25 protein-coding genes and 2 pseudogenes are annotated in these 25,523 nt (G+C 54.5%); 11 read left to right on the top strand and 16 right to left on the bottom strand.

The features are described 5' to 3' along the window. Nucleotides 1-84: 84 nt before the first annotated feature. The 6 genes and pseudogenes from moeB to IPM39_15390 form a co-directional block, all read right to left on the bottom strand. A pseudogene (gene moeB / locus IPM39_15365) lies at nt 85-1,295 on the bottom strand (molybdopterin-synthase adenylyltransferase MoeB). A gap of 31 nt (nt 1,296-1,326) precedes the next feature. Further along, nucleotides 1,327-1,737 (bottom strand): thioredoxin family protein, encoded by a 411-nt coding sequence (locus tag IPM39_15370; protein MBK8987432.1) that lies wholly within the window; start codon nt 1,735-1,737, stop codon nt 1,327-1,329. Between the two features lie 33 nt (nt 1,738-1,770). Continuing rightward, nucleotides 1,771-2,220, bottom strand: coding sequence for a DUF4395 domain-containing protein (locus IPM39_15375; protein ID MBK8987433.1), 450 nt, complete (start codon nt 2,218-2,220; stop codon nt 1,771-1,773). Nucleotides 2,221-2,286: 66 nt separating this feature from the next. Then, nucleotides 2,287-2,577: a MoaD/ThiS family protein gene (locus IPM39_15380; protein ID MBK8987434.1), complete on the bottom strand. Its 291-nt coding sequence runs from the start codon at nt 2,575-2,577 to the stop codon at nt 2,287-2,289. 68 nt (nt 2,578-2,645) lie between these two features. Further along, on the bottom strand, nt 2,646-3,074 hold the full coding sequence (locus IPM39_15385) for a M67 family metallopeptidase (GenBank protein MBK8987435.1): 429 nt from the start codon (nt 3,072-3,074) through the stop codon (nt 2,646-2,648). A gap of 6 nt (nt 3,075-3,080) precedes the next feature. Continuing rightward, nucleotides 3,081-4,049 (bottom strand): cysteine synthase family protein, encoded by a 969-nt coding sequence (locus tag IPM39_15390; GenBank protein MBK8987436.1) that lies wholly within the window; start codon nt 4,047-4,049, stop codon nt 3,081-3,083. A gap of 498 nt (nt 4,050-4,547) precedes the next feature. On the opposite strand from IPM39_15390, the gene IPM39_15395 reads away from it, so the two are divergent. Together IPM39_15395 and IPM39_15400 are read left to right on the top strand one after the other, a co-directional pair. Continuing rightward, on the top strand, nt 4,548-6,806 hold the full coding sequence (locus tag IPM39_15395) for an ATP-dependent RecD-like DNA helicase (GenBank protein ID MBK8987437.1): 2,259 nt from the start codon (nt 4,548-4,550) through the stop codon (nt 6,804-6,806). Nucleotides 6,807-6,888: 82 nt separating this feature from the next. Then, nucleotides 6,889-7,327: pseudogene (locus tag IPM39_15400) on the top strand (nuclear transport factor 2 family protein). A gap of 115 nt (nt 7,328-7,442) precedes the next feature. On the opposite strand, the gene IPM39_15405 reads toward IPM39_15400, so the two are convergent. From IPM39_15405 to IPM39_15445, 9 genes are all read right to left on the bottom strand, one after another. Beyond that, a complete protein-coding gene (locus IPM39_15405) occupies nt 7,443-8,381 on the bottom strand; it encodes a bifunctional riboflavin kinase/FAD synthetase (GenBank protein MBK8987438.1) in 939 nt (312 codons plus the stop codon). 13 nt (nt 8,382-8,394) lie between these two features. Further along, the gene (truB, locus tag IPM39_15410) at nt 8,395-9,240 is read right to left on the bottom strand and encodes a tRNA pseudouridine(55) synthase TruB (protein ID MBK8987439.1); all 846 of its coding nucleotides are present in this window, start codon (nt 9,238-9,240) and stop codon (nt 8,395-8,397) included. Between the two features lie 113 nt (nt 9,241-9,353). Further along, nucleotides 9,354-10,352: a bifunctional oligoribonuclease/PAP phosphatase NrnA gene (locus IPM39_15415; protein ID MBK8987440.1), complete on the bottom strand. Its 999-nt coding sequence runs from the start codon at nt 10,350-10,352 to the stop codon at nt 9,354-9,356. A gap of 129 nt (nt 10,353-10,481) precedes the next feature. Then, nucleotides 10,482-10,847: a 30S ribosome-binding factor RbfA gene (gene rbfA, locus IPM39_15420; protein MBK8987441.1), complete on the bottom strand. Its 366-nt coding sequence runs from the start codon at nt 10,845-10,847 to the stop codon at nt 10,482-10,484. 15 nt (nt 10,848-10,862) lie between these two features. Continuing rightward, nucleotides 10,863-12,656, bottom strand: coding sequence for a translation initiation factor IF-2 (gene infB, locus IPM39_15425; GenBank protein MBK8987442.1), 1,794 nt, complete (start codon nt 12,654-12,656; stop codon nt 10,863-10,865). An 83-nt stretch (nt 12,657-12,739) separates the two neighbouring features. Next, nucleotides 12,740-13,063 carry a YlxR family protein gene (locus IPM39_15430; protein ID MBK8987443.1) on the bottom strand — a complete coding sequence of 108 codons (324 nt, stop codon included), beginning with the start codon at nt 13,061-13,063 and terminating at the stop codon, nt 12,740-12,742. 67 nt (nt 13,064-13,130) lie between these two features. Next, nucleotides 13,131-15,119: a transcription termination/antitermination protein NusA gene (gene nusA, locus IPM39_15435; GenBank protein ID MBK8987444.1), complete on the bottom strand. Its 1,989-nt coding sequence runs from the start codon at nt 15,117-15,119 to the stop codon at nt 13,131-13,133. 169 nt (nt 15,120-15,288) lie between these two features. Then, a complete protein-coding gene (locus IPM39_15440) occupies nt 15,289-16,023 on the bottom strand; it encodes a phosphoadenylyl-sulfate reductase (GenBank protein MBK8987445.1) in 735 nt (244 codons plus the stop codon). Between the two features lie 65 nt (nt 16,024-16,088). Further along, a complete protein-coding gene (locus IPM39_15445) occupies nt 16,089-16,439 on the bottom strand; it encodes a YegP family protein (protein ID MBK8987446.1) in 351 nt (116 codons plus the stop codon). A 330-nt stretch (nt 16,440-16,769) separates the two neighbouring features. On the opposite strand from IPM39_15445, the gene IPM39_15450 reads away from it, so the two are divergent. The 8 genes from IPM39_15450 (at nt 16,770) to IPM39_15485 (ending at nt 24,134) form a co-directional block, all read left to right on the top strand. Beyond that, nucleotides 16,770-16,919, top strand: a complete 150-nt coding sequence (locus IPM39_15450; GenBank protein ID MBK8987447.1) for a Flp family type IVb pilin — start codon at nt 16,770-16,772, stop codon at nt 16,917-16,919. A 427-nt stretch (nt 16,920-17,346) separates the two neighbouring features. Next, nucleotides 17,347-18,612 (top strand): response regulator, encoded by a 1,266-nt coding sequence (locus IPM39_15455; protein MBK8987448.1) that lies wholly within the window; start codon nt 17,347-17,349, stop codon nt 18,610-18,612. A 194-nt stretch (nt 18,613-18,806) separates the two neighbouring features. Beyond that, complete coding sequence (locus IPM39_15460; GenBank protein MBK8987449.1) at nt 18,807-20,012, top strand: CpaF family protein; 1,206 nt, start codon at nt 18,807-18,809, stop codon at nt 20,010-20,012. Between the two features lie 20 nt (nt 20,013-20,032). Continuing rightward, nucleotides 20,033-21,028, top strand: coding sequence for a type II secretion system F family protein (locus IPM39_15465; protein ID MBK8987450.1), 996 nt, complete (start codon nt 20,033-20,035; stop codon nt 21,026-21,028). 87 nt (nt 21,029-21,115) lie between these two features. Beyond that, nucleotides 21,116-22,057, top strand: coding sequence for a type II secretion system F family protein (locus IPM39_15470; GenBank protein MBK8987451.1), 942 nt, complete (start codon nt 21,116-21,118; stop codon nt 22,055-22,057). Between the two features lie 389 nt (nt 22,058-22,446). Beyond that, a complete protein-coding gene (locus tag IPM39_15475) occupies nt 22,447-22,962 on the top strand; it encodes a ComF family protein (GenBank protein MBK8987452.1) in 516 nt (171 codons plus the stop codon). Between the two features lie 44 nt (nt 22,963-23,006). Further along, nucleotides 23,007-23,570 carry a ribosome-associated translation inhibitor RaiA gene (gene raiA / locus IPM39_15480; GenBank protein ID MBK8987453.1) on the top strand — a complete coding sequence of 188 codons (564 nt, stop codon included), beginning with the start codon at nt 23,007-23,009 and terminating at the stop codon, nt 23,568-23,570. A gap of 51 nt (nt 23,571-23,621) precedes the next feature. Next, entirely contained in the window at nt 23,622-24,134 is a 513-nt protein-coding gene (locus IPM39_15485) for a hypothetical protein (protein ID MBK8987454.1), read from the top strand. Here IPM39_15485 and IPM39_15490 read toward each other — a convergent pair. After that, nucleotides 24,118-24,621: an HNH endonuclease gene (locus IPM39_15490; GenBank protein ID MBK8987455.1), complete on the bottom strand. Its 504-nt coding sequence runs from the start codon at nt 24,619-24,621 to the stop codon at nt 24,118-24,120. The genes IPM39_15485 and IPM39_15490 overlap by 17 nt on opposite strands. A gap of 109 nt (nt 24,622-24,730) precedes the next feature. On the opposite strand from IPM39_15490, the gene IPM39_15495 reads away from it, so the two are divergent. Beyond that, nucleotides 24,731-25,486: a Nif3-like dinuclear metal center hexameric protein gene (locus IPM39_15495; GenBank protein MBK8987456.1), complete on the top strand. Its 756-nt coding sequence runs from the start codon at nt 24,731-24,733 to the stop codon at nt 25,484-25,486. Nucleotides 25,487-25,523 lie beyond the last annotated feature (37 nt).

The following is a 25,523-nucleotide window of genomic DNA, read 5'->3' on the forward strand; positions in this document are numbered from 1 at the left end:
GAATGACATAGCGAGCAGCGGGTGGCAAGCAGCAAGTCCATAGTGAAAACCTGCTACTCGCCACCATGCCCATCCCACACCATCTCAGTAAATCGGCAAAGACGAATCAACTTCTTTGGCCCACCGGTTAATCCCGCCATCCAGATTCCACAGCTTCTTAAAGCCGTGCCGTTGCAGTTCCTCCACGATGGCGGCGCTGCGTACCCCGGTCCGGCATTGCACCACAATCTCCTGGGCGCTGTCCAATTCGCCCAGGTGGTCCAGCACTTGCCCTTTCGGAATCAGCCGCGCACCGAGGTGGCTGAGATTCGAGATTTCCCATTCATGCGGTTCGCGCACATCCAAAATAAACAGGTTCTCGCCTGCGTCCAGGCGAGCTTTCAGCTGCGCGGGGTTGATCTGGCGCACGCTGTCCGCGCTTCCCTCATTGCCGCCATACAGGCTGTGGTCGTGGGCCGGCATCCCGCAAAACTGCTCATAATCAATCAGTTCGGTGATGGTGGGATTGGGGCCGCACACCGGGCAGGATGGATTTTTACGCAGTTTGACTTCGGTAAATTCCATGTTCAGGGCGTCGTACAGCAGCAAACGGCCGATCATGCTCTCGCCAATGCCCAGGATGAGCTTGATAGCTTCCGTAGCCTGCATCGCCCCCACCGTGCCCGGCAAAATGCCCAAAACACCGCCTTCGGCACAGCTTGGCACAAGGCCAGGTGGCGGCGGCTCCGGGAAAAGACAGCGGTAACACGGCCCTTCCCTGGCGTAAAAAACCGAAAGCTGTCCTTCGAAGCGGAAGATGCTGCCGTAGACGTTAGGCTTACCCAACAGCACACAGGCGTCGTTGGTCAGGTAGCGCGTCGGGAAGTTGTCGGTCCGTCTATGATCACGTCGTAAGGCGCAAAAATTGCCAGCGCGTTGGCCGACGTGAGCGGAACCTGATAGGTATCTACCTGGACGTGGGGGTTGATGTCCAAAATGCGCGCTTTGGCGCTTTCCAACTTCGGCCGACCGACGTCTTTGGTTCCGTGAATGATTTGGCGCTGTAAGTTGGTGGTATCCACCACGTCATAATCCACCAGACCAATGCGGCCGACACCGGCAGCCGCCAGATACATTGCCAGCGGCGAGCCTAATCCGCCCGCGCCAATTAGCAGCACGCTGGCCGCTTTGAGTTTCTTTTGCCCGCTCATGCCCACTTCTGGCATGATAAGGTGGCGGCTGTAGCGCTGCACTTCTTCGTGCGACAATTCGATGTCCGCCAATGCCTGCGGGTTGATCTGTTCTGTGAGTATCATTGTTTCTCCAGGTTGGAAGGGTGTTCAGTGTTCAGTGTACACTGAACACTGTCTTAATCTGCTGCTGTAACTTATGGACCGGGGTCAGGCCGTAGTTGATTTCGCGGACCTGCCCGGCGGCGTCGAGCAGCATGGTGGTGGGCAGGGTCATGACGCCATAGCGCTGGGCCTGATCGGGCTGCTCGTCTACGTTGATACTGTGGAGGGTGAAACGGCCGTTCCCGACCGCCTCCTCCGCCATCACCTGTTCCAGATACCGGGCCTGTGTGGGGCAAACAGCGCAGGTGTCGCTGCGAAAGTAGAGCAGCGTGGGCCGGGCGATGATTGGCTCAGCCAATATTCGGCGGTTCACGCGCCGCGTATGCGCCTGCTTAAAAGCGGTAAAGGCCCCAGTGCCCACCAACGCTAACATTAAAACCACCAGTAAGCGTTCCCAAATCATAGTCGTCATCCATCAAACGTTAATCGTCAATCGTCAATTTGAGCTAAGAGGGCTGTGGGCAAAGCCCGGCACACCCAGGCGGTTCAGTTGATAGTACACAAAACAGCCGGCGCAAAAGCCCAGAAACAGGTTCAGCGCCGCCAGAACCACGACCACTCCAGCCAACGCCCAACCGATGAACGACTGCCCGGCCAGCAGGGCGATGACCGCCAGGGCCACGACCACGCCGCCAAAACCTTGGGCAAAGCGGTGGGGTTCCGGGTTGTCGGCGATGACGTGGGGTCTGACCAGACCGGCCGGCTGGAGCAGGTGTTGGTAAACGCGCTTAAAGAGGGAGAGTGTGGGCACGGCCGTTCCCAACAGCATCACCATCCCTACAAACGCCACCAGCCAGACACTATTCAGCACATAAGCCAGCAGCAGCAAGCCAATAATAAACGCCTGATTCGCTTTTAGAGCAGATTGATCTACTTTTCGGTCCATGGTTTTCTCCAGTTGATAGTGGGTAGTGGATAGTGGGTAGTTGTTAGCGGTAGGTTTCACTCCCAACTAACAACTCCCAACTATCAAACTCCCTCCCGCAATTGAGGGAATAATCATCAAGGTGTCGGTAGGGGCAACGGCCGTTGCCGCCCCTTGCAAATGGCGCACGTCTTCTTCATTGAGGTACACGTTCACAAAACTGCGCAGCATGTCACCCTCAAACAGATGCGGGCGCAGGTCGGGGAACTGCGCCGTCAGATCGGCCAACGCCGACCCCACCGTGCCGCCATTGACGGTGACTTTGCTGTTGTTGCCGGTATACGGCCGTAATGGGGTAGGAATACGAATGGTTGCCATGAAATAAAATCCTCCGTTAGATGGTTGGTTTGTTGGATTAGCTGCAACCTGGCAGCCATCCAACCAATTTATGTTAAAACAATTACCTCTTCCACAAAACCCGACCGGTCGGCCAACAACTGCCACGATTGGCTGTACGTCGCTTCACCTTCCCAGACTTGGGTGATAAGGTAGGAATAGCCCGACCAGGCTGCCCAGGCCAGGTCGCGCGGCGAGGCCACCGGCGGATGGTCGGGATGGCTGTGGAAAACGCCAATCACGTCCAGGTCACGCCGCATCGCTTCCATCTCCGCTTGCAGCATGTGGTCGGCGGAAATTTGGAAGCGGATTGGTTTTTCGGTTTCCATCGGCCAGGTATTGGCCGTCGGCACGATGGCCTCCACGATGTTGGCATCGTTTTCGGCTCGTCCCAGCAGCAATCCGCAGCCTTCAAACGGGTACGATTGTGCGCCGTGGGCTTTGATTTGGTCGTGTACGGATTTGGTTAGTTGAAGCATGATAGGTTAATCATTCCAGAAGCGTTCGCTCAGATATTTGAAACCGCCGTCCGGCAGCACCGTCACAATGGTCCCGGCTTCCAGGTTCTGGCCAATGGCCGCAGCCGCCCAAACCGCCGCCGCCGCCGAAACACCCACAAACACACCCTCCTGCCGCGCCAGGAAGCGGGCCATTTGGTAAGCCTCTTCGGTGCGCACCGGGCGCACATCATCAGCCAGGGATTCATCGTAAATGCCCGGTTTGATGGCTGTAGGCATATGCTTCAGCCCTTCCAGGCCGTTGAACGGGCTGTCGGGCTGCACGGCGTGGGCCAGGATGGCCGGATTCAGCTCTTTCAGGCGGCGCATCGTGCCCATAAACGTGCCCGATGTGCCCATCCCGGCGACAAAATGGGTGATGGTCCCATCGGTTTGCCGCCAGATTTCGTTGGCGGTGGTCAGGTAATGGGCGCGCCAGTTGGCCGGATTGTCATATTGGCGGGCATAAAACAGGCTGGGGTCGGCCGCCGCCAATCGCCGCGCCTCCTCTAATGCACCATCAGAGCCATCCATCGGGTCGGTGAAGATGAGTTCCGCGCCATAAGCGCGCAAGATGCCCAATCGCTCTGGGCTGACGTTTCGCGGCACAACGAGTTTCACCCGGTAGCCCCGCGCCGCGCCGAGCATAGCGTAGGCGATGCCCGTATTGCCAGAGGTGGAATCCAGCAGCGTCATACCGGAACGCAGGCTGCCCTCCTGTTCGGCCACGCGGATGATGTGCCAGGCGGCGCGATCTTTCACGGAGCCGCCAGGATTAAACCATTCCGCTTTGGCAAACAAGGAAACATGCGGGGAGAGTCCATGGGCAACGGCCGTGCGCGATAAATCCAGCAAAGGCGTATTGCCGATCAGTTCTTCGAGACGTTGGGCCTGGGTTTGGGGCCTGGCAGATTTGGTTTTAGGACGATAAACAGGTTGATAAGCAGGTGATAACATTTCGGTGTGATCCTAAAGTAACTTTGGGGTGGAGTCGGGATAGACTCCAGGCAACAAAAACGGCCGTCGCCAGCCACACAACAAAGCAAATTACGTTGCTTTGCGAGGGCAGCTACGGCCGTTCGTCAGTTACTTTAGCCTGAAACGAAGGTCGTTAGCGCCCTCGCTTCATACACCTGCAATGATTCCGGTTCATATCCTTAACCTTATCGAGAATTATTATCAGTTTTGTGATAAAAACATCTATTGGCGAGTATAACAAAGGCGATCATGATGTCAAGTAAACAAAGGATTAAAAATCCGGCCCATTAAATTGGACACATGCGATAAAGATACTCAGTAGATCGAAACGGAGCGCGGGCATCTTGCCCGCATTGGCAGGCGAGACGCCTGCGCTCCCAAATCAGTTCGATCTACTGATACTGCGAGAAGGGTAGTTCTTACCCGCCGCAAGGGACTGACATGTCTTCGGGCAGCAATTTCCGATACAATAACTGTATGACCGGTCAAGACCAGATCAGCGGCTCGGTGGAGCGCATCACCTATTACAATGAAGAGAATGGCTACTCCGTCATCCGCCTAAAGCCCGATTCGCGGGGGATGCTGCCCTTCAAATACGCCAGCGGCGCGGACGCGCTGATTACGGTGGTGGGCAATTTGCCGGAGGTGCAGCCGGGTGAATGGCTGAAGTTGACTGGCAAGTGGAGCAGTCATGCCAAACACGGCCGTCAATTCCAGGCCGAATTTTGCGAACAATCGCTGCCGGCCACCACCGAGGGTATCAAGCGTTACCTCGGCTCTGGCCTCATTCGCGGCGTCGGCCCGGTGATGGCCGAGCGCATCGTGGACCGCTTTGGCGAACAAACGCTGGACGTGATTGACTACCAACCGACCGAATTACGTAAAGTGCTGGGCATCGGCGACAAGCGGGTGGAGAGCATCATCAAATCATGGGCGCAGCAGCGAGCCATCAAAGATGTGATGATTTTCCTCCAGGGGCACGGCGTCTCCACCACCCTGGCGACCAAAATTTACAAGCAGTATGGGGATGAGTCGCTGGCAGTGGTGCAAAACACCCCTTACCGACTGGTGAACGATGTACATGGCATCGGCTTCAAAACGGCCGACAAAATCGCCCAGGCCCTCGGTCTGGCCGCCGACGATCCTGGCCGCATTGAGGCCGGCGTGGCCTACACCCTCAACCGCATGGCCGAGGAAGGCCACGTCTACATGCCCCAGGAAGACCTGGAACCGGAAGCGGCGGAGATTTTGGGCCTGGCGCAAGAGAAGGTAACGGCCGTTATTGACCAGTTAGAAAACAGCGACTTCATCAAACGCGAAACAATCCAGTATGCGGTAAACAGCGGGCGGCCAGCCGGCCAACCCACCAACCAGGCTGCTCTGGGTGAAGAACGCGCCGTTTACCTGACCCCCTTCTACTACTCCGAAATCGGCGTCACGCAGCGCGTCAAACGCCTGATCGCCCATCCCACCAGCCGCCTGACTGGCCTGCGCCGCCAATCCGAAATCCGAAATCCGAAATCCGAAATTGCCCTTTCTGAGCAGCAGATGGGGGCGGTGCAAACGGCCGTGTCCCACAAAGTCACCATCCTCACCGGCGGGCCGGGCACGGGCAAAACCACCACCCTACGCACCCTGCTCGATTTGCTAGACGCCAACCGGCGCACGTATGCCCTGGCCTCCCCCACCGGCCGCGCCGCCAAACGGCTGGCCGAAGCCACCGGCCGCGAGGCCAAAACCATCCATCGCCTGCTAGAATTTAAGCCCGGCGAAGGTTTTGGGCGCAATGATGAGAACCCGCTGGACGTGGACATGGTGGTCATAGACGAGACTTCCATGCTGGATTTGATCCTCGCCAACAACCTGCTCAAAGCCATCGGGCCAGACAGCCACCTGCTGCTGGTAGGCGACGTGGACCAACTGCCCAGTGTCGGCGCGGGCGACGTGCTGGGTGATCTGATTGCGTCGGGGGTGGCCCCCGTCATCCGTCTGCAAACCATCTTCCGCCAGGCGGCCAATTCGCTCATCATCAGCAACGCCCACCGCATCAACCAGGGTTTACTGCCGGAAACTGCGCCGGACAAAGCAGATGGACCGCCGGCCGACTTTTTCATCTTCATCAAAGAAGACCCCGACGAGGCGGCCGAACTGCTGGTGGACATTGTGCAAAAACGTGCGCCGCACAAATTTGGCCTGCATCCGCTGGACGACATCCAGGTGCTGTCGCCGATGTACAACGGCAGCGCGGGCGTGAGTAATCTCAACCTGCTGCTGCAAAGCCGGTTGAACCCGCCAGACGGCAAAAAGCTGGAGCGCCGACTGGGTGGCCGCGTCTTTCGCGCCGGGGATAAGGTGATGCAGACGGTGAACAATTACGACAAGAATGTGTATAACGGGGACATTGGGCGAATCACGGCCGTTGACCCTCTCCAGCAAACCCTTACCATCAGCATAGACGGGATGCCGGTGGTCTATGACTTTCTGGAAGCCGACGAACTGGTCCACGCTTTTGCCATTTCGGTACATAAGAGCCAGGGCGCGGAATATCCGTGTGTGGTGATGCCAATGCTGACGCAGCATTACATGATGTTGCAGCGCAATTTGCTGTATACGGCCGTGACCCGCGCCAAAAAAGTAGCCATCCTGGTGGGCACGCGCCGGGCCATCACCATCGCCGTCAAAAACGACAAAACGACTGAACGAAACACAGCGCTGGATTGGCGGCTGCAACGATGAACAGCGCTGTTATGCCAAACAGCGTGCAATCTTCGCCATCTTTAAGACACTTTTTGGCTCTGGTTTGAGGTTAGGAGGAATCATGACAAATAACAACCCATTCACCACCGAAGAAGCGGTTTGGGACACTGTTCATCGCCATTTGCAGAGCATTTTTGCGCGGGATGTGGCGACGTATAAGGCAACAACCGGCACTGATTTGTCCTTATACGAGTGGTTCATCACCCCCCACCGGCAGGATGGCCTGGATTTTCACTTTTTTATGATTGAGCATAGTTGGGCGGGCACGGATGTGGATTTTCGTTATGACTTGTGGGAGCCACGTCTGCAACTGTATGGCGCGCCGGGCGCGGAAAACGGCCGTTGTCAGTTACACCTTCATGCTTACCCTGGCCCACGCCGACGGCCGTATCAGCCATCGCCAACATAACGAAAGCCGCGTCCTCGTCCACAACGAACACGGCTGGCAGATTGTCCACGTCCACAAATCACCGGCATGGAACGCGCCGTATGAGCCGTGAGCCGTATGCCGTTAGGGTTCGTTTGCAATTAACTTTGGAGTTTCCAGATTGGACCAATCTTGGAGATTGGTCCAATCTCACCAGGTTAAAAACATATGAACCCTTAGGAGACAGCTTATGGCTTACAGCTGAACAATGTCCGAATGTCACTGACGTCGGCCTGAATCTGCGCGGTTAATTCGGCCAGACCGGAGAATTTTTTTTCTGGGCGGATGTGGTGAATAAACTCCAGCCGCAGTTGTTGGCCGTACAGATCGCCAGAAAAATCTAGCAGATAGGCTTCTACGGTAACGGTACGGCCGTTTACCGTGGGGCGCACCCCGACATTGGTGGCGGCAGTGTACCGCTGGCCGTTTAGCCAGGCGTAAGTGGCGTACACGCCGTTGGCCGGCAGCAGCAGCTCGGACCACACATCCAGGTTGGCGGTGGGAAAGCCAATGGTACGGCCCCGTTGGTCGCCGTGTACCACTTCACCGGCAACGTGGAACGGCCGTCCCAGGCAGGCAGCCGCATCATCCAAATTCCCATCCAACAAACAGCGCCTGATTCGGCTGCTGCTAACCCAATCACCCTGCACAGCCACCATAGATTCCACCAACGCCACCGTAAAGCCACGCACGGCGCCCAGGCGGCGCAAGAAAGGCACGTCCCCTTCCCGTTTATAGCCAAAGGCAAAATTACCACCCCAAATCTGGCGCATATCCAGGTGACGAAGGAGTTGGTCTACAAAATCAGCCGCCCGCGTCTGGCGCACTTCCTCATTAAACGGATGGGTGATGATCAGGTCTACCCCTTGCGCTGCTAACAGGCGCACCCGGTCTTCCAGGGTTGTCAGGTAATAGGGACCTCCCTGGTGGTGTAATACGCGGGTGGGATGGGGAAAGAAGGTGAGTACGGCCGAACGCACGCCGGCGGCGCGTGAGGCCATCACCAACTGCTGCAAAACGGTCTGATGCCCTACGTGAACGCCATCGAATGAACCCAAAGCCAGATAAGTCGGTGCGGAAGTTGAGACTTCGGTTAAATGCTCGACATGGATGAAGGTCTGTGTCATAGATGGTGTTGCCCTATGGAAACATCTTGTGTGGCTGCCAATAATCCGCTTCGGCGCGCAGAATGCCCAGCAAACGGCCGTCCACGGCCATGACGCGCACCAACGAATGCAAGGCGTGGTCGCTTTCCCGCGCCAACCGCTGCCCCAAGAGCAGGCGGTCCACTTCGGACGCGGGCAAATCCAGTTGGGGGAGATGGCGCGTGGCGCTTTCCGGCGGCTGCACATGGGCGGGCAGGTTGGCGGCGGTCAAATCGGCCAGAGGCACGGCCTGATCCAGCGTAAAATCGCCAATCGCCGCCCGCCGCAGCGCCGTCAGGTAGCCGCCGCAGCCTAACGCCTCGCCCAGATCGTGCCCCAGCGAGCGGATGTAGGTCCCAGCCGAACAGCGTATCCGCAGGCGCAGTTCCGGCGGTTCCCAGGCCAGCAATGTTAATTCATAGATGGTTACGGCGCGCGCCGGTGTGTCTATGTCTATGCCCTGGCGCGCCAGTTGGTACAGGGGACGGCCGTCTTGTTTGATGGCCGAGTAGCGCGGTGGTTTTTGCCAGATAGGGCCACGAAAGGGCTGCAAAGCATGGTGGATTTCGGCCAGTGAGAGATGGGCATACGGCCGTTCGGCAACCACTTCCCCTTCGGCGTCATACGTTAGAGTGGTCTGACCCAGGCGCACGGCCGTTTCATACAGTTTGGGCAGCCCCGTCAGGTATTCCAACAGGCGCGTCGCCCGACCCAGTCCTAACAGCAGGACACCGGTTGCCAATGGATCCAACGTGCCCGCATGGCCCACACGCCGCATACCACTTAACCGCCTGAGCTGGTTAACTACATCATGCGACGTCAGGCCAATGGGTTTGTCCACCGCCAGGATTCCTGAGATTGCCGACATAGACGATTGTGTGGAAAGAGGCTGTTTCCCTATCCCGTATCTCGTATTCCGTATTCCGTAATCGGCTTACGGCTTACGGTTCACGGCTAACCACCGTGCCCATTTTTATCCATACCGGCAGAGGATTGCATGGCAATGGCTTGTTTGCATAGTTCAACAATACGTGCCTCAGCTTCGGCCAGAGGGCCGGCCATCGTGCAGCCGGCCGCCTGGGGATGGCCGCCGCCGCCCAGACTTTGCGCCACCTGTGCCACATCATACGGCGGCCGGCTGCGCAGCCCCACGCGAATAGAACCATCTTCTACTTCCATGAGCACCACACCGATTGCCACCCGGTTGACATCGGCCAGAAGATTCACCAGCCCGCTGCTGCTGTCATTGCGATACCCAATCATCTCCCGATCACGGTTGCTGATGGTCGTCCACATCAGGCCATCGGCAATTTGCATTTGATTCAGCCCAATTTGCCACAGGCGCAGTGTGGACAATGGCTTCAGGTTCAGCGTCTGCATGGTGATCAGGGGCAAATCGGCGCCGGCTTCCATGAGGGCGCTGGCGGCGCGCAGGGTCATCGGTGTGACATTGGGGGTGCGAAAGCCTAAGGTATCGGTGACAATGCCGGTCAGCAGGCTCATCGCCACGTTGGCGTCAATTTCCCACCCCATCTCGTCAAACAATTGGTAAACCATTTCGGCCGTAGATGGGCAATCGGCCACCCAATTCAAATCGCCAAAGTAGGTGTTGGTGATGTGATGGTCAATGTTGATGACGAACGGCTTGGGTGTTGGCAGAGTGGTAAACACCTCGCCCATACGCTGTTCATCGCCACAGTCCAGGGCGATGAGCGCATCGTAGCGCACGCGGGCGTCTGGCCGTGTCACCACGCGGTCTATATAGGAAATATAATCAAAGCGGGCGGGCATGTCGCTTTCGCAGGCCAGGGTAACATTTTTACCCAGGCGGGATAAGGCGATGCCGACGGCCGTTAACGAACCTAACGCATCGCCATCAGGCCCTACGTGCGTCACAACCAAAATATGCTGTACACGCTCAATTATCTCGCGGAACTCTGCTACAAATGACACAATTTCCTTACCCTTTTAAGGATGTTAGTAATCGGTATTCGGTGTTCAGTTTTCAGTGCGCGTTTTCCAGAAGTAGCGCCTGCGGAATACGGATTACCGAATACCGACACCAGGATGCGGCGCCGGTTACTATTCTTCTTCTTCGTCTGGCGGTGGGATAACCAAACTGTCCAAGATACGATCCACCTCAGCCGCCTGGGCCAGAGTTGGATCCCAATGAAAACTCAGCTCCGGTGTGGTGCGCAGGCGGATACGCTGGGCCAATTCGTGTCGCAAGAAGCCTGTCGCTTTTGCCAAAGCGCGCAGCACCTCTACCTGGCGCGAATCGTCGCCCAGCGCATGGACATAGACAGACGCATACTGCAATTCACGGTCAATGGTCACATTCGTAATGGTCAGGTCTTGCAGGCGCGGGTCAGCCATTTCGCGCAAGATCAACTCGCTGAGAATGACCTGAATCTGCTCGGCCGTGCGTTGTTGGCGAATTTTGCTCATGGGTTATACCCCGCTTTAACTCTCTGCACGCTGTGTAACAAAAAATTCGATATAGTCACCGGGTCGAAAATCAACCCAATTATCCAGGCTAACACCAAACTCAAACCCGGTTTTTATTTCGCGCACGTTTTCTTGCAGGTGTTTAAGACTATGAACGGGTCCACTGTGCAGCAAAGCGGCGCCGCGAATGACGCGGGCCTGGGCGTTGCGTCGGGCCTGGCCGGTACGCATAAAGCAGCCGGCAATCGTTCCCACACCTTTAATTTTAAATACCTGCCGCACTTCGGCCCGGCCGATCAGCACATCCTCGAACACCGGGTCTAGCATCCCCTTCATCGCTTTTTCAACGTCTTCGAGGAGTTTGTAGATGATGGTGTAGTTGTTGATCTGGACGCCTTCACTGTTAGCAGCAGTCTGAGCAACCGGGTCTACTTCGACGTTGAAGCCCAGGATAACGGCGTGGGAAGCGGAAGCCAGCATCACGTCGCTTTCGCTGACATTACCGGTAGCCGCCAGCAAGATGTCCAGGGAAACTTCTTCATCGCTCAGTTTGCCTAGAGAATTGACGATCGGTTCCAATGAGCCTTGGACGTCGGCTTTGATGATGAGGTTCAAGGTTTTAACGTCGCCTTCTTGCAAGCGGCTGAAAAACTCATCCAGGCTCATGGCGGCGGCACGGCCGTTTACGTCCTGGCGGTTGGCTTCTTGCATTTCGGCGATGAGGCGGCGGGCCTCTTTTTCTGATTTCACCACGGTGAACTGGTCGCCAGCGCCGGGGATCTCTTTCAGGCCAGAGACAGATACCGGCATAGAGGGGCCAGCCTCTTTGACTTCGCGGCCGCGAAAATCGTACATGGATTTAATACGGCCGTAATTATCACCCACCAACAGCGTATCGCCCCGGCGCAGCGTGCCATTTTGCACCAACAAGGTCGCCATCACCCCACGCCCACGCTCGATGCTGGCCTCCAACACAGAGCCAGATGGCGCGGCGGCGGGATTGGCGCGCGGGTTTGCGTCTTCGGCCACCAACAAGATCGCCTCTAACAAATCTTCAATTCCCAGGCGCTCTTTGGCCGACACGGGGATGATCATCGTATCGCCATCCCATTCGTCAGGGATGAGACCGATTTCACTGAGTTGTTGTTTTACTTTGGGCGGATTGGCTGCCGGTAGATCAATTTTGTTCATGGCGACGATAATGGGGACATGGGCCGCGCGGGCGTGGTCGGCTGCCTCGCGGGTTTGGGGCATGACGCCATCATCGGCGGCCACCACCAAAATGGCGATGTCGGTGGACTGGGCGCCGCGGGCGCGCATAGACGTGAACGCCTCATGGCCGGGCGTGTCCAAAAAGGTAATTTGCCGGCCGTCCCGCTCCACCTGATAAGCGCCGATGTGTTGGGTGATGCCGCCGGCCTCGCCAGCCTGCACGTTGGTCTGGCGAATAACGTCTAACAAAGAAGTTTTGCCATGATCCACGTGCCCCAACATTGTTACCACCGGCGCGCGCGCTTGCAGGCTGGCGCTGTTTTCTTTGGCCAGAATACGACGCCAGACCAATTGTTCGCTTTCGTCTATGATTTCTTCTTGGGCGGCGGCCAATTCAGCCTGCGACACGACATCGTAGCCCATTTCACTGGCGACAATGGCGGCCGTGTCATAGTCAATGTCCTGGTTGATGTTGGCCATGATGCCATTGCTCATCAATTCTTTGATCACGTCAATCGGACTGACTTCCATCAGACCGGCAAGTTCTCGGACGGTTATAAAAGCAGGGAGTTCAATTAGCGCTTTTGTTTTCGTCATTTTTCCACACCTCACTACGCGAGCGATCCCCTAAAAAGGGGCGTAATATATTTGACGGCCGTTGCCGCTAAATCTCACCTATTTTATTCTGGGCCGTCAGTAACGGCGAGCAGATTATGGACTGTCTGGGCAGCCCAGGCGGCCAGGGCAGCTTGTTCTTCGTCGTTAACCTGCGCTTTTAAAGCCTGGTTTAGAATGCCACGATCCCGCAGCAGCTTATCCCAACAAGCCGGTTGGTCACACACATATGCGCCACGGCCGTTTTTTTTGCCGGTTAAATCCACCACAACACCCTCATCCGGCGTGCGCACAATGCGTGTGAGCCGTCGTTTTTCCGTTTTCTGATGACAAACCACACAGGTTCGCTGTGGAACATGCCTGGGTCGTAGGCCCTGTTTCTTGTTCATCTTCAGCCACTATATAACAATAAAGATAGAGAATTTCTCTACCTCTATTGTTACATCTATCACCTGCTTATAAATCGTCGAGATCGATGTCTTCCCATTCAGGGCGACTGCGGCTGCCCTTGCGTTTCCGCTTGGTAACCACCTCGCCAATGTCTTCATTAAAGACAAGCTGCTTGCCCTTGCGCGCTTTGCGTTTGGCGTCTTCATCTTCGTCCACACTTTCTTCAGTCCGAACGACGACGATGCCGGGTTTAGGTTTCTTTTGTGGTTCCGGTTTTTCCGGTACGATTTCAATGAGCGAGCGGCTTAAGTCGTCCACCACATCGGTGACAACCGGTTCTGGTTCTGGTTCGGGTTCCGCTTCGGCCACCGGTTCTGGTTCTGGGGTTGGTTCAGCCACAACGGCGGCTATCTCCGGCTCAATGGCGGCGACCGGCGCTGCTATCTCAGGTTCAGGCAGTTCAGGCACGACGGCCGTTTCCACTTCCGCTTCTGGCGCAATCTCAGCCACCGCTTCTTGTTCAGCTTCAACCACACCATCTGCCGCTTCCGGCCTGACGAACAGCGCCGAACGGTACACGGCCACACGCTCTTTTAATGTATGCAGCGCACTCTCGCCTAAGCCCCGGAAGCCGAGGATCACCTCGTCGCCCATTTCCAGGTGGAAAATGGCATCGCCAACTGTTTCGATGTTGTTGTCTAACAACAAATTGTGAATGCGTCCCGGCAAGTCCAGCAGGTCCAGCGGTTCCTGCCAGGCGGCTGCCGGCACCTTCTGGCGCGCTTCAGACCGACGTTTGCGCGTTTTCTCAAAATTCTCGGCTCGCGAGGTAATAATAGAGCCTAAAACGCCGCTTACCAGCCGGTCCAGGGTATGATAATCTTCCGACGTAATGGGGCGATTGGCCGCTTTCTTGTCTAAAATCAGGCGCACTTGTTCCAGCAAAGTGCTGTTTTTCACAACTTCTGGGTTCGCCTGTGGGTGATCCAGTTTGCCTAGCGATTCAGCCGCGGCTTCGGTCAGGCTCTTGATGTCAATACGCCAGCCGGTCAGTTTAGCGGCCAGGCGGGCATTTTGCCCTTCCCGCCCAATGGCTAATGAGAGTTGATCGTCGGGGACAATGACGACGGCCGTTTTGCCATCTTCTGGGTGTTCTTCCAAAAAGACATGCGACACACGCGCCGGGCTGAGCGCCTTGGCAATAAAGGTTTGCTGATTGGCATCCCACTCAATCACATCAATCTTTTCATCATTCAGTTCGCGCACAATGCTCTGAATACGCACACCACGCATCCCCACGCAAGCGCCAACCGGGTCCACGCCGGGCTGCAAAGCCAAAACAGCCACCTTGGAGCGCTGACCAGCCTCGCGGGCGATGCTTTTGATCTCCACCTGGCCGTTGTAAATTTCTGGTACTTCCAATTCCAACAGACGGCGCAGCAGGTTGCGATGGTTGCGGCTGACAAAAATTTGCGGGCCGCGATTGGTCCGTCTTACCTCCAAAACATAGACACGGATTTTATCGTGAGCGCGGTATCGTTCGCCGTGAACTTGCTGCCCTTTCGGAAGAGTCGCTTCGGTGCGCCCCAAACCAATGGTGATGTGTTGGCCGCTGATGCTCTGGACAGTGCCATTAACCAATTCACCTTCCCGGCCGGAAAAGTCCTCAAAGAGATGCTCTCGTTCAGCTTCACGCACGCGCTGGAGCAGCACTTGTTTGGCTGTTTGCGCGGCAATACGACCGAATTGGGCGGTGGTGCTATCTACCAAGACAACATCGCCTAACTCCGTATCAGGATGCTCGCGGCGGGCCACTTCCAACAAGACTTCGGTGCGATTGTCCATAATGGAATCCACCACTTCTTTTTCAGAATAAATGGTTGATTCACCAGTACGCGGATCAATCTCCACGCGCACATCTTGCGTGTTGCTCAGGTTAAGGTCACGCCGAAAGGCAGAAACCAATGCTGTCTTAAGAGCGTCAAACACGTCCTCTTTAGGCAAACCGCGCGCTTCACAAATCTCATTGAAGGCTAAAACAAATTCACTTTTCATCGATTTCAACCTTACCCATATCTGATTTCCAGGACAATCAAGGTTATTATCCCATTTAGAAAACAAAAAAAGTGGGGAGGCCCACTTTCCGTCAACGAATATCTAATCTCTCAAGCTCGATAGAGACATTATAGCACGGCGTCCTGTCACAAGCAAAAACCTGCTCATTTCACAGAATATAATCTACATGAATACCACACTCTGTTTTGCCAAAATCAGACCACCTGCCCATGCGTTCATTGACTGCCATCTCTGTAGGCTTTGTACAAGGCCAGCAGCCAATACTCGGATAACTCTGGTCATGCAGCAAATTGTAGGGCATGTCATGTTTGTGAATGTAGTCCCACACCTGTTCTCTCGTCCACAAGGCCAATGGATTCAGTTTTAGCAGGTGGTGGGTATTATCCCAGGCAAGAAGATCGGTCTGAGCGCGGGTTGGGGACTGATCGCGCCGCAAGCCTGTGACCCAGGCGCGTTTATCTTCAAGAAAGTGGCGCAGCGCCCGCACTTTGCGCAGATGGCAGCAAAGGTCTGGGTCTCGGCGCCACAATTCTGGGCCATATTGTTGTTCTTGCGCCGCCAGCGATAGCCCAGAATGGACTTCGATGAATTCCAGGGCAAACCGGGTGGCCAGTTCATCACGCAAGGTAAGGGTTTCAGGGAAGAACAGATCGGTTTGCAGGTAGAAAACGGGTGGGCGCGGCTGCATTTGGGCCACGGTGTGCAGAATAACCATACCAGACAGCCCAAAACTGGTGGCGACGACGAGGGATGAGCCATACGTGGTATATGCCCATTGGAGCAAATTCGTGGGTGATAATGTGGCGTAATGTTGATTGAGGGCTTTCAGAGTGGCGGGTGAACATGGTTGTGGTGGGATCGTGTTCCCAGATAAGGTTGGCATGGCGCTGTGATGGTTCCTGAAACAGGTCTGGCTTGGGTTGCAAGCCAGACCAGGAGGGCTGACTGTTATTCGGTTTGAGCTGTTAAATCTTCAATGGGTGCATCGGCGGCTACATTTTGCACTGCCTGGATGCCATTGTCACGGCCGTCTTCGCTTTTGTACATCTGGCTTTTGCCAATAACCTGCCCGTTGGTGGCGGTGAGGTTGAAATAGAAACGGCCGTCTTTGGCAACCTTCCGTTCAAAGCGACGGCCGTCGGCCGCATTTTTCTTCACCGATTCAATGCCATTCATGCAGTTCGCCAATGTTTGATACCCCTCGCTGGCAAGAATCTGTTCCCCATTACGCGCATTCAGACGAAAATAATACTCCTGGTTATTGCCTTGAAACAGTTGAAACTTCGGGTTGGTAACCATCTTTTGTTGCTCCTCATATAGATTAAGCGGAAAACGATATGACCCTATTTTAAGATTCTGCGAGTAAAGTTCAAAATCTTACCCATTCAATTCAGTTATAGCTATCCAGAAAAGTCTTTCCCTGCGGTTGTAGAACGATTTTCCAAATCGTTCTACAAATCGTGCGAAGATTTCTCTGGACAGCGATATTACTCGGATATCCACCCGAACATCTGCCATGAACTGCGCCAAAAACAAAGTTCAGTACCACACTCCTATTGCGATCCTCGCCAAAAATAGCTATCCTATGCCTATCTTATCAAGTTCTTTTAGATTTATTTGGAGGTAAAAATGTTATTCTTAAATCGTGAAGATGGTCAAGGTTTGGTAGAGTATGCGTTGGTTCTCGTTCTGGTGGCTGTTGTTATCATCGCCATCCTGACTCTGCTGGGTCCCCAGATCGGTAACGTTTTCAGTAAGATTACCGCCGGCCTCAACTAATATCGCCACGCAGTTAATATCACCGATATTGTTGATTCGTATTTAGCTTAGAAACAGGACCCTATCCTTCCGATAGGGTCCTGTTTGTTTATCCGCACCCAGTTAGCCAATGTCACTTCCCTACGATATAATCCATCTTCATTATACAAACATCGCCGCCACGGTAACGTAAAAGACACCCAGCATATATAGACTAAAATACCCAGTTCGCCCTATTGACAATACTAAGGATCATAGTAAGATGACTTTACGGCGACAGGTAAATTAGAAATGGGTACCGTTTAACGTATGGTCCTTTGTTTATTCCACCCTTATCAAATTAAACCCCACCCTTTCACTAACCAACGTGTTAAGCTCTTTGATGCCTGTCTGGTTCATGACCAGTTTTTGTTGTTACTATAATCCAAGTTAATTCAGTGGGACGATAATGTCAGAAACCATTCGCGTATTAATTGTTGATGACCTCTCAGAAACCAGAGAGAATGTCCGTAAGCTGTTACAGTTTGAATCGGACATAGAGGTAATTGGTCAGGCAGGAACCGGTGAACAAGCGGTTGACATGGCCCAAGAGCATCGGCCGGACATCATATTGATGGACATCAATATGCCGGGCATTGATGGTATTGGCGCCAGTCAAAAAATATCAGAATTAGTGCCGACAACACAAATTATCATTATGTCGGTGCAAAGCGATTCTGATTATTTACGCCGGGCTATGTTGGCCGGCGCACGTGATTTTTTGACGAAGCCGTTCGGCGGTGATGAATTAGTCGCTGCTGTTCGTCGGGTACACGCCAAGAGACCTCTCATGCGATCTGGGCCGGTCCAGGGGCAAACGGCCGTGCGCCCCGGCGCCCCCCAACCTGTTATTGCCCCCGTACAAGGTTCCATGTTAGCCATTTTCAGTCCCAAAGGGGGGAGCGGCTGCACAACCCTGGCCATCAACATGGCAATTTCACTGGCGGCCAGTGAACATCGCACCATCCTGGTAGACGGCAGCTTGCAGTTCGGCGATGTGGCCGTCATGCTCAACATGAAACCAGTAACCAGCATCGTGGACCTCAGCGCGCGCGAGGGCGAAATAGACGCCGATCTCATCAGCAGCGTCGTCCAGGTCCACCGCAGCGGGCTGCACGTCCTCATGTCGCCCCCCCGCCCCGAAATGGCCGATGTCGTTACAGAAGCCAGCCTCAAAATATTATGGGCCAGTCTGCGGCAGATATACGACTACATCATCGTGGATACCACTTCCAGTTTAGATGATAGAGCCTTATCCATTTTGGACGAAGCAGACCGTATTGTATTGGTAACCCAACAAAACTTGCCCAGCCTAAAGAATGTCAGCCGCTTCTTCGACCTGGCCCAAAGCCTGGAATACCAACAGAAAAAGGTGTGGTTGGTTGTAAACCGGGTGACCGCCAAAGGCATTTCGATTAAAGACATAAGCGAAACCCTAAAACGGCCGGTTCTCATGACCGTCCCAGAAGATGACCTGGCGGTCAGTTCGGCGATTGACCAGGGCGTGCCCATTGTGCTGGGTCCCAATAAAAAGAAACCAGTTGGTCTGGCGATGATAAAATTAGCCGAAACAATAACCAACCAGTTAAACAAAGAGAAAACCGAGAACGTCAACGGTGATGCTGAAAAAGCAGATACGAGCGGATTATTCGGACGCTTATTTGGTAAACGTTAAACCGGAGGGTACTGGTGTCACTCTTAAAACGAATTGAACAAAACCAGCAGCAGCCTGCGCCAACAGAAGCGCAGTCGTCTAAATTACAAGAACTACGGGTGAAACGCTCGTCCCCGGCCGTTGGTTCACGAGACGCTTACGTAGACCTGAAGAATCGGATTCAACAGAAGCTCATCTCCGAACTCGACCCCGGTATGGACATTACCAAGACTGCCGAAGTGCGCGGCACCATCCGGGAAATGTTTGAGACCATGCTTGAAGAAGAAAGCATCGTCCTCACCCGCAACGAGAAGCGTCGCTTATTTGAATCCATTGTGGCCGAGATTTTGGGATACGGACCATTGGAACAATTCTTGCAAACGGACGGGATCACCGAAATCATGGTGAATGGCCCAGAGCATGTCTATATCGAGTCGGGTGGTAAATTACAGCGAACCAATGTTACCTTTGAAGACAACGACCATCTGCTGCGAATTATTGACCGCATCGTAGCCCCCTTGGGCCGGCGTATTGATGAAGGTTCGCCAATGGTGGACGCCCGCCTGCCCGACGGTTCCCGCGTGAATGCCGTTGTGCCGCCTATTTCGCTAAACGGAGCCTCGCTCACAATTCGCGTGTTCTCCAAAATTCCTTTTACCGTAGAAAACCTCATCGAGTTTGGCAGCATTACCCCCGAAGCTGTTGAATTCTTGAAAGCCTGTGTAATCTCTAGACTAAACGTGTTTGTTTCCGGTGGTACAGGCTCAGGAAAGACCACGCTGCTCAACATCCTATCTAGTTTCATCCCCGATGGAGAGCGCATTGTGACGATAGAAAACGCGGCTGAATTACAGCTGCGTCAGGAACACGTCGTCACCCTGGAATCACGCGCGGCCAACGTGGAAGGACGTGGAGCGGTGACAATTCAAGACTTGGTGATCAACTCGCTGCGTATGCGCCCGGACCGCATTATCGTAGGAGAGGTTCGTGGCGGCGAAGCATTGGACATGTTGCAAGCCATGAACACCGGCCACGATGGCAGCATGACAACGGGCCATGCCAACAGCACCCGCGATATGTTGTCGCGCCTGGAAACCATGGTGTTGATGGCTGGTATGGATTTACCGCATCGGGCCATCCGGGAGCAAATCGCCTCAGCGATTAATTTGGTCGTTCACCAGGATCGCTTGAGAGACGGAACACGGAAGGTCATGTCTATCAGTGAAATCCAGGGCATGGAAGGCGATGTTATTACTACCTCGGAAATCTTCCGGTTTGAGCAAAGCAGTATTGAAGACGGCAAAGTGATTGGCCGCTTACGCCCGACTGGGCTGCGGCCAAAGTTCATGTGGAAGCTGCAGGAATCGGGTATCATGCTGCCGCCATCTATTTTTGGGATTGGCGCGCGCAGCAGGCGGTAACCCAATAAGGAGTATAGATTATGCCTCCCTTACTATTGATCGTCTTAGCGGCTGCGTCTCTGTTGATTGTGTTCGGCGCGGGCATTGCCCTGGTGGCCGGCGGCAGCCGCGGCAATGTAGATAAACGGTTAGAACAGTTCGTTGGCGTCACAGACGTGGTAAATGTTGCCGAAGAGATCGAGTCAGATAGGGGGGATGATCTGGCGGATCGTTTGGATTCAGCGCTGTCTGGGCGTGGTTTTTTTGCGCCGACAAAGGAACGCATTGCTAAAGCAGACATCAAGCTGAGGGTGACCGAATATATTGGGCTTGTTTTTCTCAGTGCGGTGGGTGTAGGCATTGCGACCTATTTGATTATGAATCGTTCGTTTCCGCTTGCGCTGATAGGCGCATTGGTGGGTTTGCAATTGCCGAAGTATTATATTTCTTTTTCCGCCAGCAAGCGGATGCGCGCTTTTGACGGTCAGCTTAGCGATACATTGAATTTATGGGTAAACGCGCTGCGTTCCGGTTACAGTGTGTTGCAAGGCATGGAAGCGATTGCCACGGAGCTGCCGCCGCCTATCTCTCGTGAATTTGAGCGGGTGGTTCAGGAAGTTCGTCTAGGTTTGGGGTTGGAAGAAGCGTTGGCGAACATGTATCGGCGTGTGCCCAGCGAGGATTTGGATTTGATTATTACGGCCGTTAACATTCAACGAGAAGTTGGTGGCAACCTGGCCGAAATCTTAGACACCATTAGCTTCACCATCCGCGAGCGCGTGCGCATTAAAGGTGAAATCCGCACCCTCACCGCCCAAGGGCGTATCTCTGGCTGGGTCGTCGGGCTGCTGCCCCTCGGTCTATCCGGCGTTTTATACGCCATCAATGGCGAATACATGGCCCAACTCTGGGAAAAAGACAAGCCCTGGGTGCTGCAACCCTACCTCCCCTGCGGATGGGTAGTTATTGGCGCTGGCCTTTTTATGATGTTTCTGGGTATGCTTGCCATCCGTAAAATTGTGAATATTGAGGTTTGACACTGGCCTGACCAGATGTCACCTGGACAGATGAGCTTTCCCGGCGCAGTCGCGATCTGGAAAACATCTGAATAGCGGAGAAAAGCGATGTCTTTAATATTATTATTCTTCATTGCTGTTGTGGCTATAGCCATCATTGGCGGCAGCGTGCTGCTGCTTCGTCGCGCCGAAGAAGACCCCTTGGCGGCGCGCATTGATGAGTTTGCTTCCCGGGAAGAAGTGGTTTCCATCGAAGACATCGAACTCTCAATGCCGATTACAGACCGCATCTTTGTACCCATTGTCAGGAAAATCAGCGATTTTGTCGTGCGCTTCACGCCACAAACAACGTTAGATCGCACGGCCCGACAGTTAGAACTGGCCGGTAATCCGCGCAATATGTCTGCCGCCGAGTTTTGGATTATACGCGGCGTGACCACTGTGGTGTTGGGCCTTCTCATTTTCGGAATGATGACCCGCAACGGCGCCGAACCAAGCAAGCGGCTGCTCTATGGCCTGGGTGGCGCAGCTCTGGGCAATTATTTACCCGCCATGTTCCTCCGTTCTATGGTAGACCGGCGCAAACAAGCAATCCTTAAGAAACTGCCCGACGCTCTGGATTTGATGACCATTTGTGTGGATGCCGGTCTGACCTTCAACGCCGCCATGCAAAAGGTAAGCGAAAAATGGGACGATCCCCTTTCTGATGAATTTGGCCGAGTTATCTATGAGATGCAATTAGGTAAATCTCGAAGACAGGCAATGAAGGATATGTCTGACCGCACAGATGTGCCAGATGTAACCAGCTTTATCGCCGCCATTTTACAAGCCGAACAACTGGGGGTGGGCATAGGCAAGGTACTGCGCATTCAATCGGAACAAATGCGCGTGCGCCGCCGCCAACGCGCCGAAGAACGCGCCCAACAAGCGCCGGTTAAAATGACCTTCCCATTGGTATTTCTGATCTTCCCGTCCATCTTTATTGTTTTGTTGGGACCAGCAGGTATTCAGGTTGCCCGCAGTGACGCACTAAAAGGTTTGACCGGTTAATTACGTAGTACCCGTATTCGGTAATCCGTATCCCGTAGGGCGGCGCCTCTGGCAACTGTCAACAGAAAGCGGCATACGGACTTCGGTTTACGACTCGTAGGCTCTTGGCAATTTGCAGGGTTGCGGCCTGTTTGCCATAACCCCGCCATTTATTTACAGGCGAATCATTGCTTACTGGAGACTTCGAAATGTCGCCTTCATCCTGGCTTGGGCAGGTCAGGAATCTGACGCATCAGTTTTTTAGCTTCGTCTTGCCGCCTGTTTGCGCCAACTGCCAAAAGGTGGGTGCGCTTCTGTGCGAAGAGTGCCAGACTACTGTCCCGTGGGTAGTAGAACCCATATGTCCGGCTTGTGGACGTATCCTGGAAAAACCAACCTCGCTTTGTATTGTGTGCCAACGAGAGCCTCTGCCTTTAAAGCAAATTCGCGCGGCCGTTGTTTTCCAGGGCATCATCCCCCACGTTATTCATCAAATGAAATACAATGGCGCATTTGCTCTGGCAGATCCTCTGGCTGACATGATGGTGACGGGTTGGTCAAGGTGGCAGTGCCCGGTCGGGCTGGTGATGCCTGTACCGCTGCACCCCCAGCGGCAGAAGAAACGCGGGTACAACCAATCCGAGCTTATCGTGAAACGATTCTGCCAACACCTGGGGCTGCCGTATGATGTCCACAGCTTGCAACGTGTGCGCGCCACACCACCGCAAGTGGGTCTGGACGCGGCGGCCAGGAAGTCCAATGTCCAGGACGCTTTTGCTGTGCAAGACGGTGCGGCAGCCGGCAAGGATATATTGTTGGTGGACGACGTTTGCACAACGGGGTCCACATTGGCCGCAGCGGCGGAAGTGTTGTTAACTGCTGGAGCCAACAACGTATCAGCTTATTGTGTGGCACGGGCCATATAGTAGTGGGATAATAATTCCTACATTCAATTCGAGGAGAGACTGAGATGGTAGACGTTTCAATACATAGTCACAACTTAGAGGTTACACAAAGGCTTGAGAATTATGTGGAGAAGAAAACGGAACGGTTAGACCGGTATATGCCCAATCTAACCGAAATCCAGGTGGATCTCAGTACCGAAAACACACGCAGCGCCGTAGAGCGGCAGGTGGCTCAGATTACGGTTCGTGATGATCGTGGCACGATCTTGCGGGCTGAAGAACGCAGCAGCGATATTTTTGCCGCTATTGATTCCGTAGTAGATAAGCTGTACCAGCAAATCAAACGGTATCGTGGTAAGCGGCAGCGGCGTTGGCGCGGTACCGGCAGTGAAGAGCAATGGGTAGGTGAACCTTTGCCGGTGGAGGAAGAAGAGGATTCTGCCGAACAGACGATTGTGCGCTATAAGCGATTTGCGCTGCAGCCGATGGCTACTGAAGAGGCGATTGAGCAAATGGAGTTGCTGGGGCATGATTTCTTTGTTTTCTTTAATGCGGAAGTGGAGGCTATTAACGTGCTTTACCGGCGCCGGGATGGCAACTATGGCATGTTGCAGCCGGAACTAGACTAAGTTGAAGATGTAAGCAAAGCTCCCTCATTCTTTATAGGGAATGAGGGAGCTTTGTTTGTTGTGGATGTCATGGCGCATATTTTGGTTGTTTGTACGGCAAATATCTGTCGCTCGCCGGTGGCGGCGGCTTTGCTGCGGGACCGCTTGCAGAAACGAGGACTGACAGATTGGGTGGTACGTTCGGCGGGGACGTGGGCGCAGGAGAAGCAAAGCGCGTCGCGTTATAGTGTGGAATTGACGGCCGTGCGTGGGTTAGATATTTCTGACCATCAATCAGAAATGGTTGGTGGGCAGCATTTGAAGGCGGCTGATCTGGTGCTTTGTATGGAAACGGGGCACGCGGAGGCGCTGCGCATTGAATTCCCCGGAGCCGCGCACAAGATTTATTTGATAAGCGAGATGACGGGCAAACGCTACAGCATCAGCGACCCCTACGGCCGTTCCCGAAACGCTTATGAATCTATGGTAACTGAACTGGCAGACATCATAGACGCCGGGCTAGACGAGATCATCGCTAAAGCGCAGGCGGTCGCCTCAACCCATCAGCCTACCAGCCTTCAATGAACGCGGCCCATTCCTGATGGGTTTCCAGATGAGAACCAAAACGGTAAACGGCCGTTGGCGTCGGCTCCGTTGGCTGACGATGCAGCGTCATGCTGATTTCATCCGTCAGTTTCCCTCCCTTCTGACGATTACAGGCTGGACAGGCGGCAACCAGATTATCCCACGAGTGCGGCCCCCCCAAATGGCGCGGCACAACATGATCAATGGTCAGATGGCGCGACTTTCGGCCGCAATATTGGCAGGTATAATTATCGCGCCGCAAGATTTCCCGCTTAGACAAGGCAATACGTGGCCGCGGACGCCTGATCATGGCGCTCAGTTTAATAACAGAGGGGATTTCAAACTCGGCCGTGCTGGTGCGTAAATAACCACGGCCGTTTAAGATAATTTCCGCTTTGCCAGCCAAGACTAACGCCAGCGCTCGTTTTGTGTTGCAGACGTGTAGGGGTTCAAAGTTCACATTGAGCAAGAGCACCGGCTCGTGCAAAAGTTCCTCTTTACTCATGACGCAAGCAGTATACATGGGATAAAAAGAGGCGTCAATCCCACAGCTTGTGGGCTTGAGTTAAAAATTCGTTAAGAGATGGTTAACTCATATGTTAAGAAACGATTTGCTCTCTTACCTGGATGCTTATTTGCGTCTGGCTGAATTTAAAGACTACGGGCCTCAGGGTTTGCAGGTAGAAGCCAGCGGCGAAGTGATCCGCAAAATTGCGCTGTCGGTGGATACTGCGCCGCCAGTGATTGCCGCGGCGGCCGATTGGGGCGCGGATATGCTGCTGGTGCATCATGGCATTTTGTGGCGCACGGTGGAACGGCTGGCCGGGCCGTTGGGGCGGCGGGTGCGGCTGCTGCTGCAACACGACATTCATCTATATGCCGCCCATTTGGCACTGGATGGTCATCCAGAGGTGGGAAACAACGCGGTCCTGGCGCGCCTGTTGGATGTGACGATAGATGGCTGGTGGTGCGCGCCCATGGGACTGCCGATTGGCGTGTGGGGACAGGCAGCAACCGCACCCACCCTGCCCCAATTTGTGCAAACCATCGAAGAGCAGTTGTCCACCACCGCCCGCGTGCTGGCCCATGGGCCACAAACTGTCTCCCAGGTCGCCATCATCTCCGGCTTCGGCGCGGATGAAGTCCACGAAGCCAAAGCGCTGGGCTGCGACACGCTGCTGACCGGCGAAACCTCCCACGCCAACTATTGGGCCGCCGCCGATTATGGCCTGAACGTCATTTACGCCGGCCATTACGCCACGGAAACGGTGGGTGTGCAGGCGCTGGGTCAGCATCTAGCGGAAAATTTCGGGCTGGAAGCGAAGTTTTTTGATTTTCCGACGGCCATGTAACGGCCGTTGCCCATTGTTTTATACTTGAGCGTGTAAC

This window comes from Candidatus Leptovillus gracilis (assembly GCA_016716065.1).
In the GTDB taxonomy this organism is placed as follows: Bacteria; Chloroflexota; Anaerolineae; order Promineifilales; family Promineifilaceae; genus Leptovillus; species Leptovillus gracilis.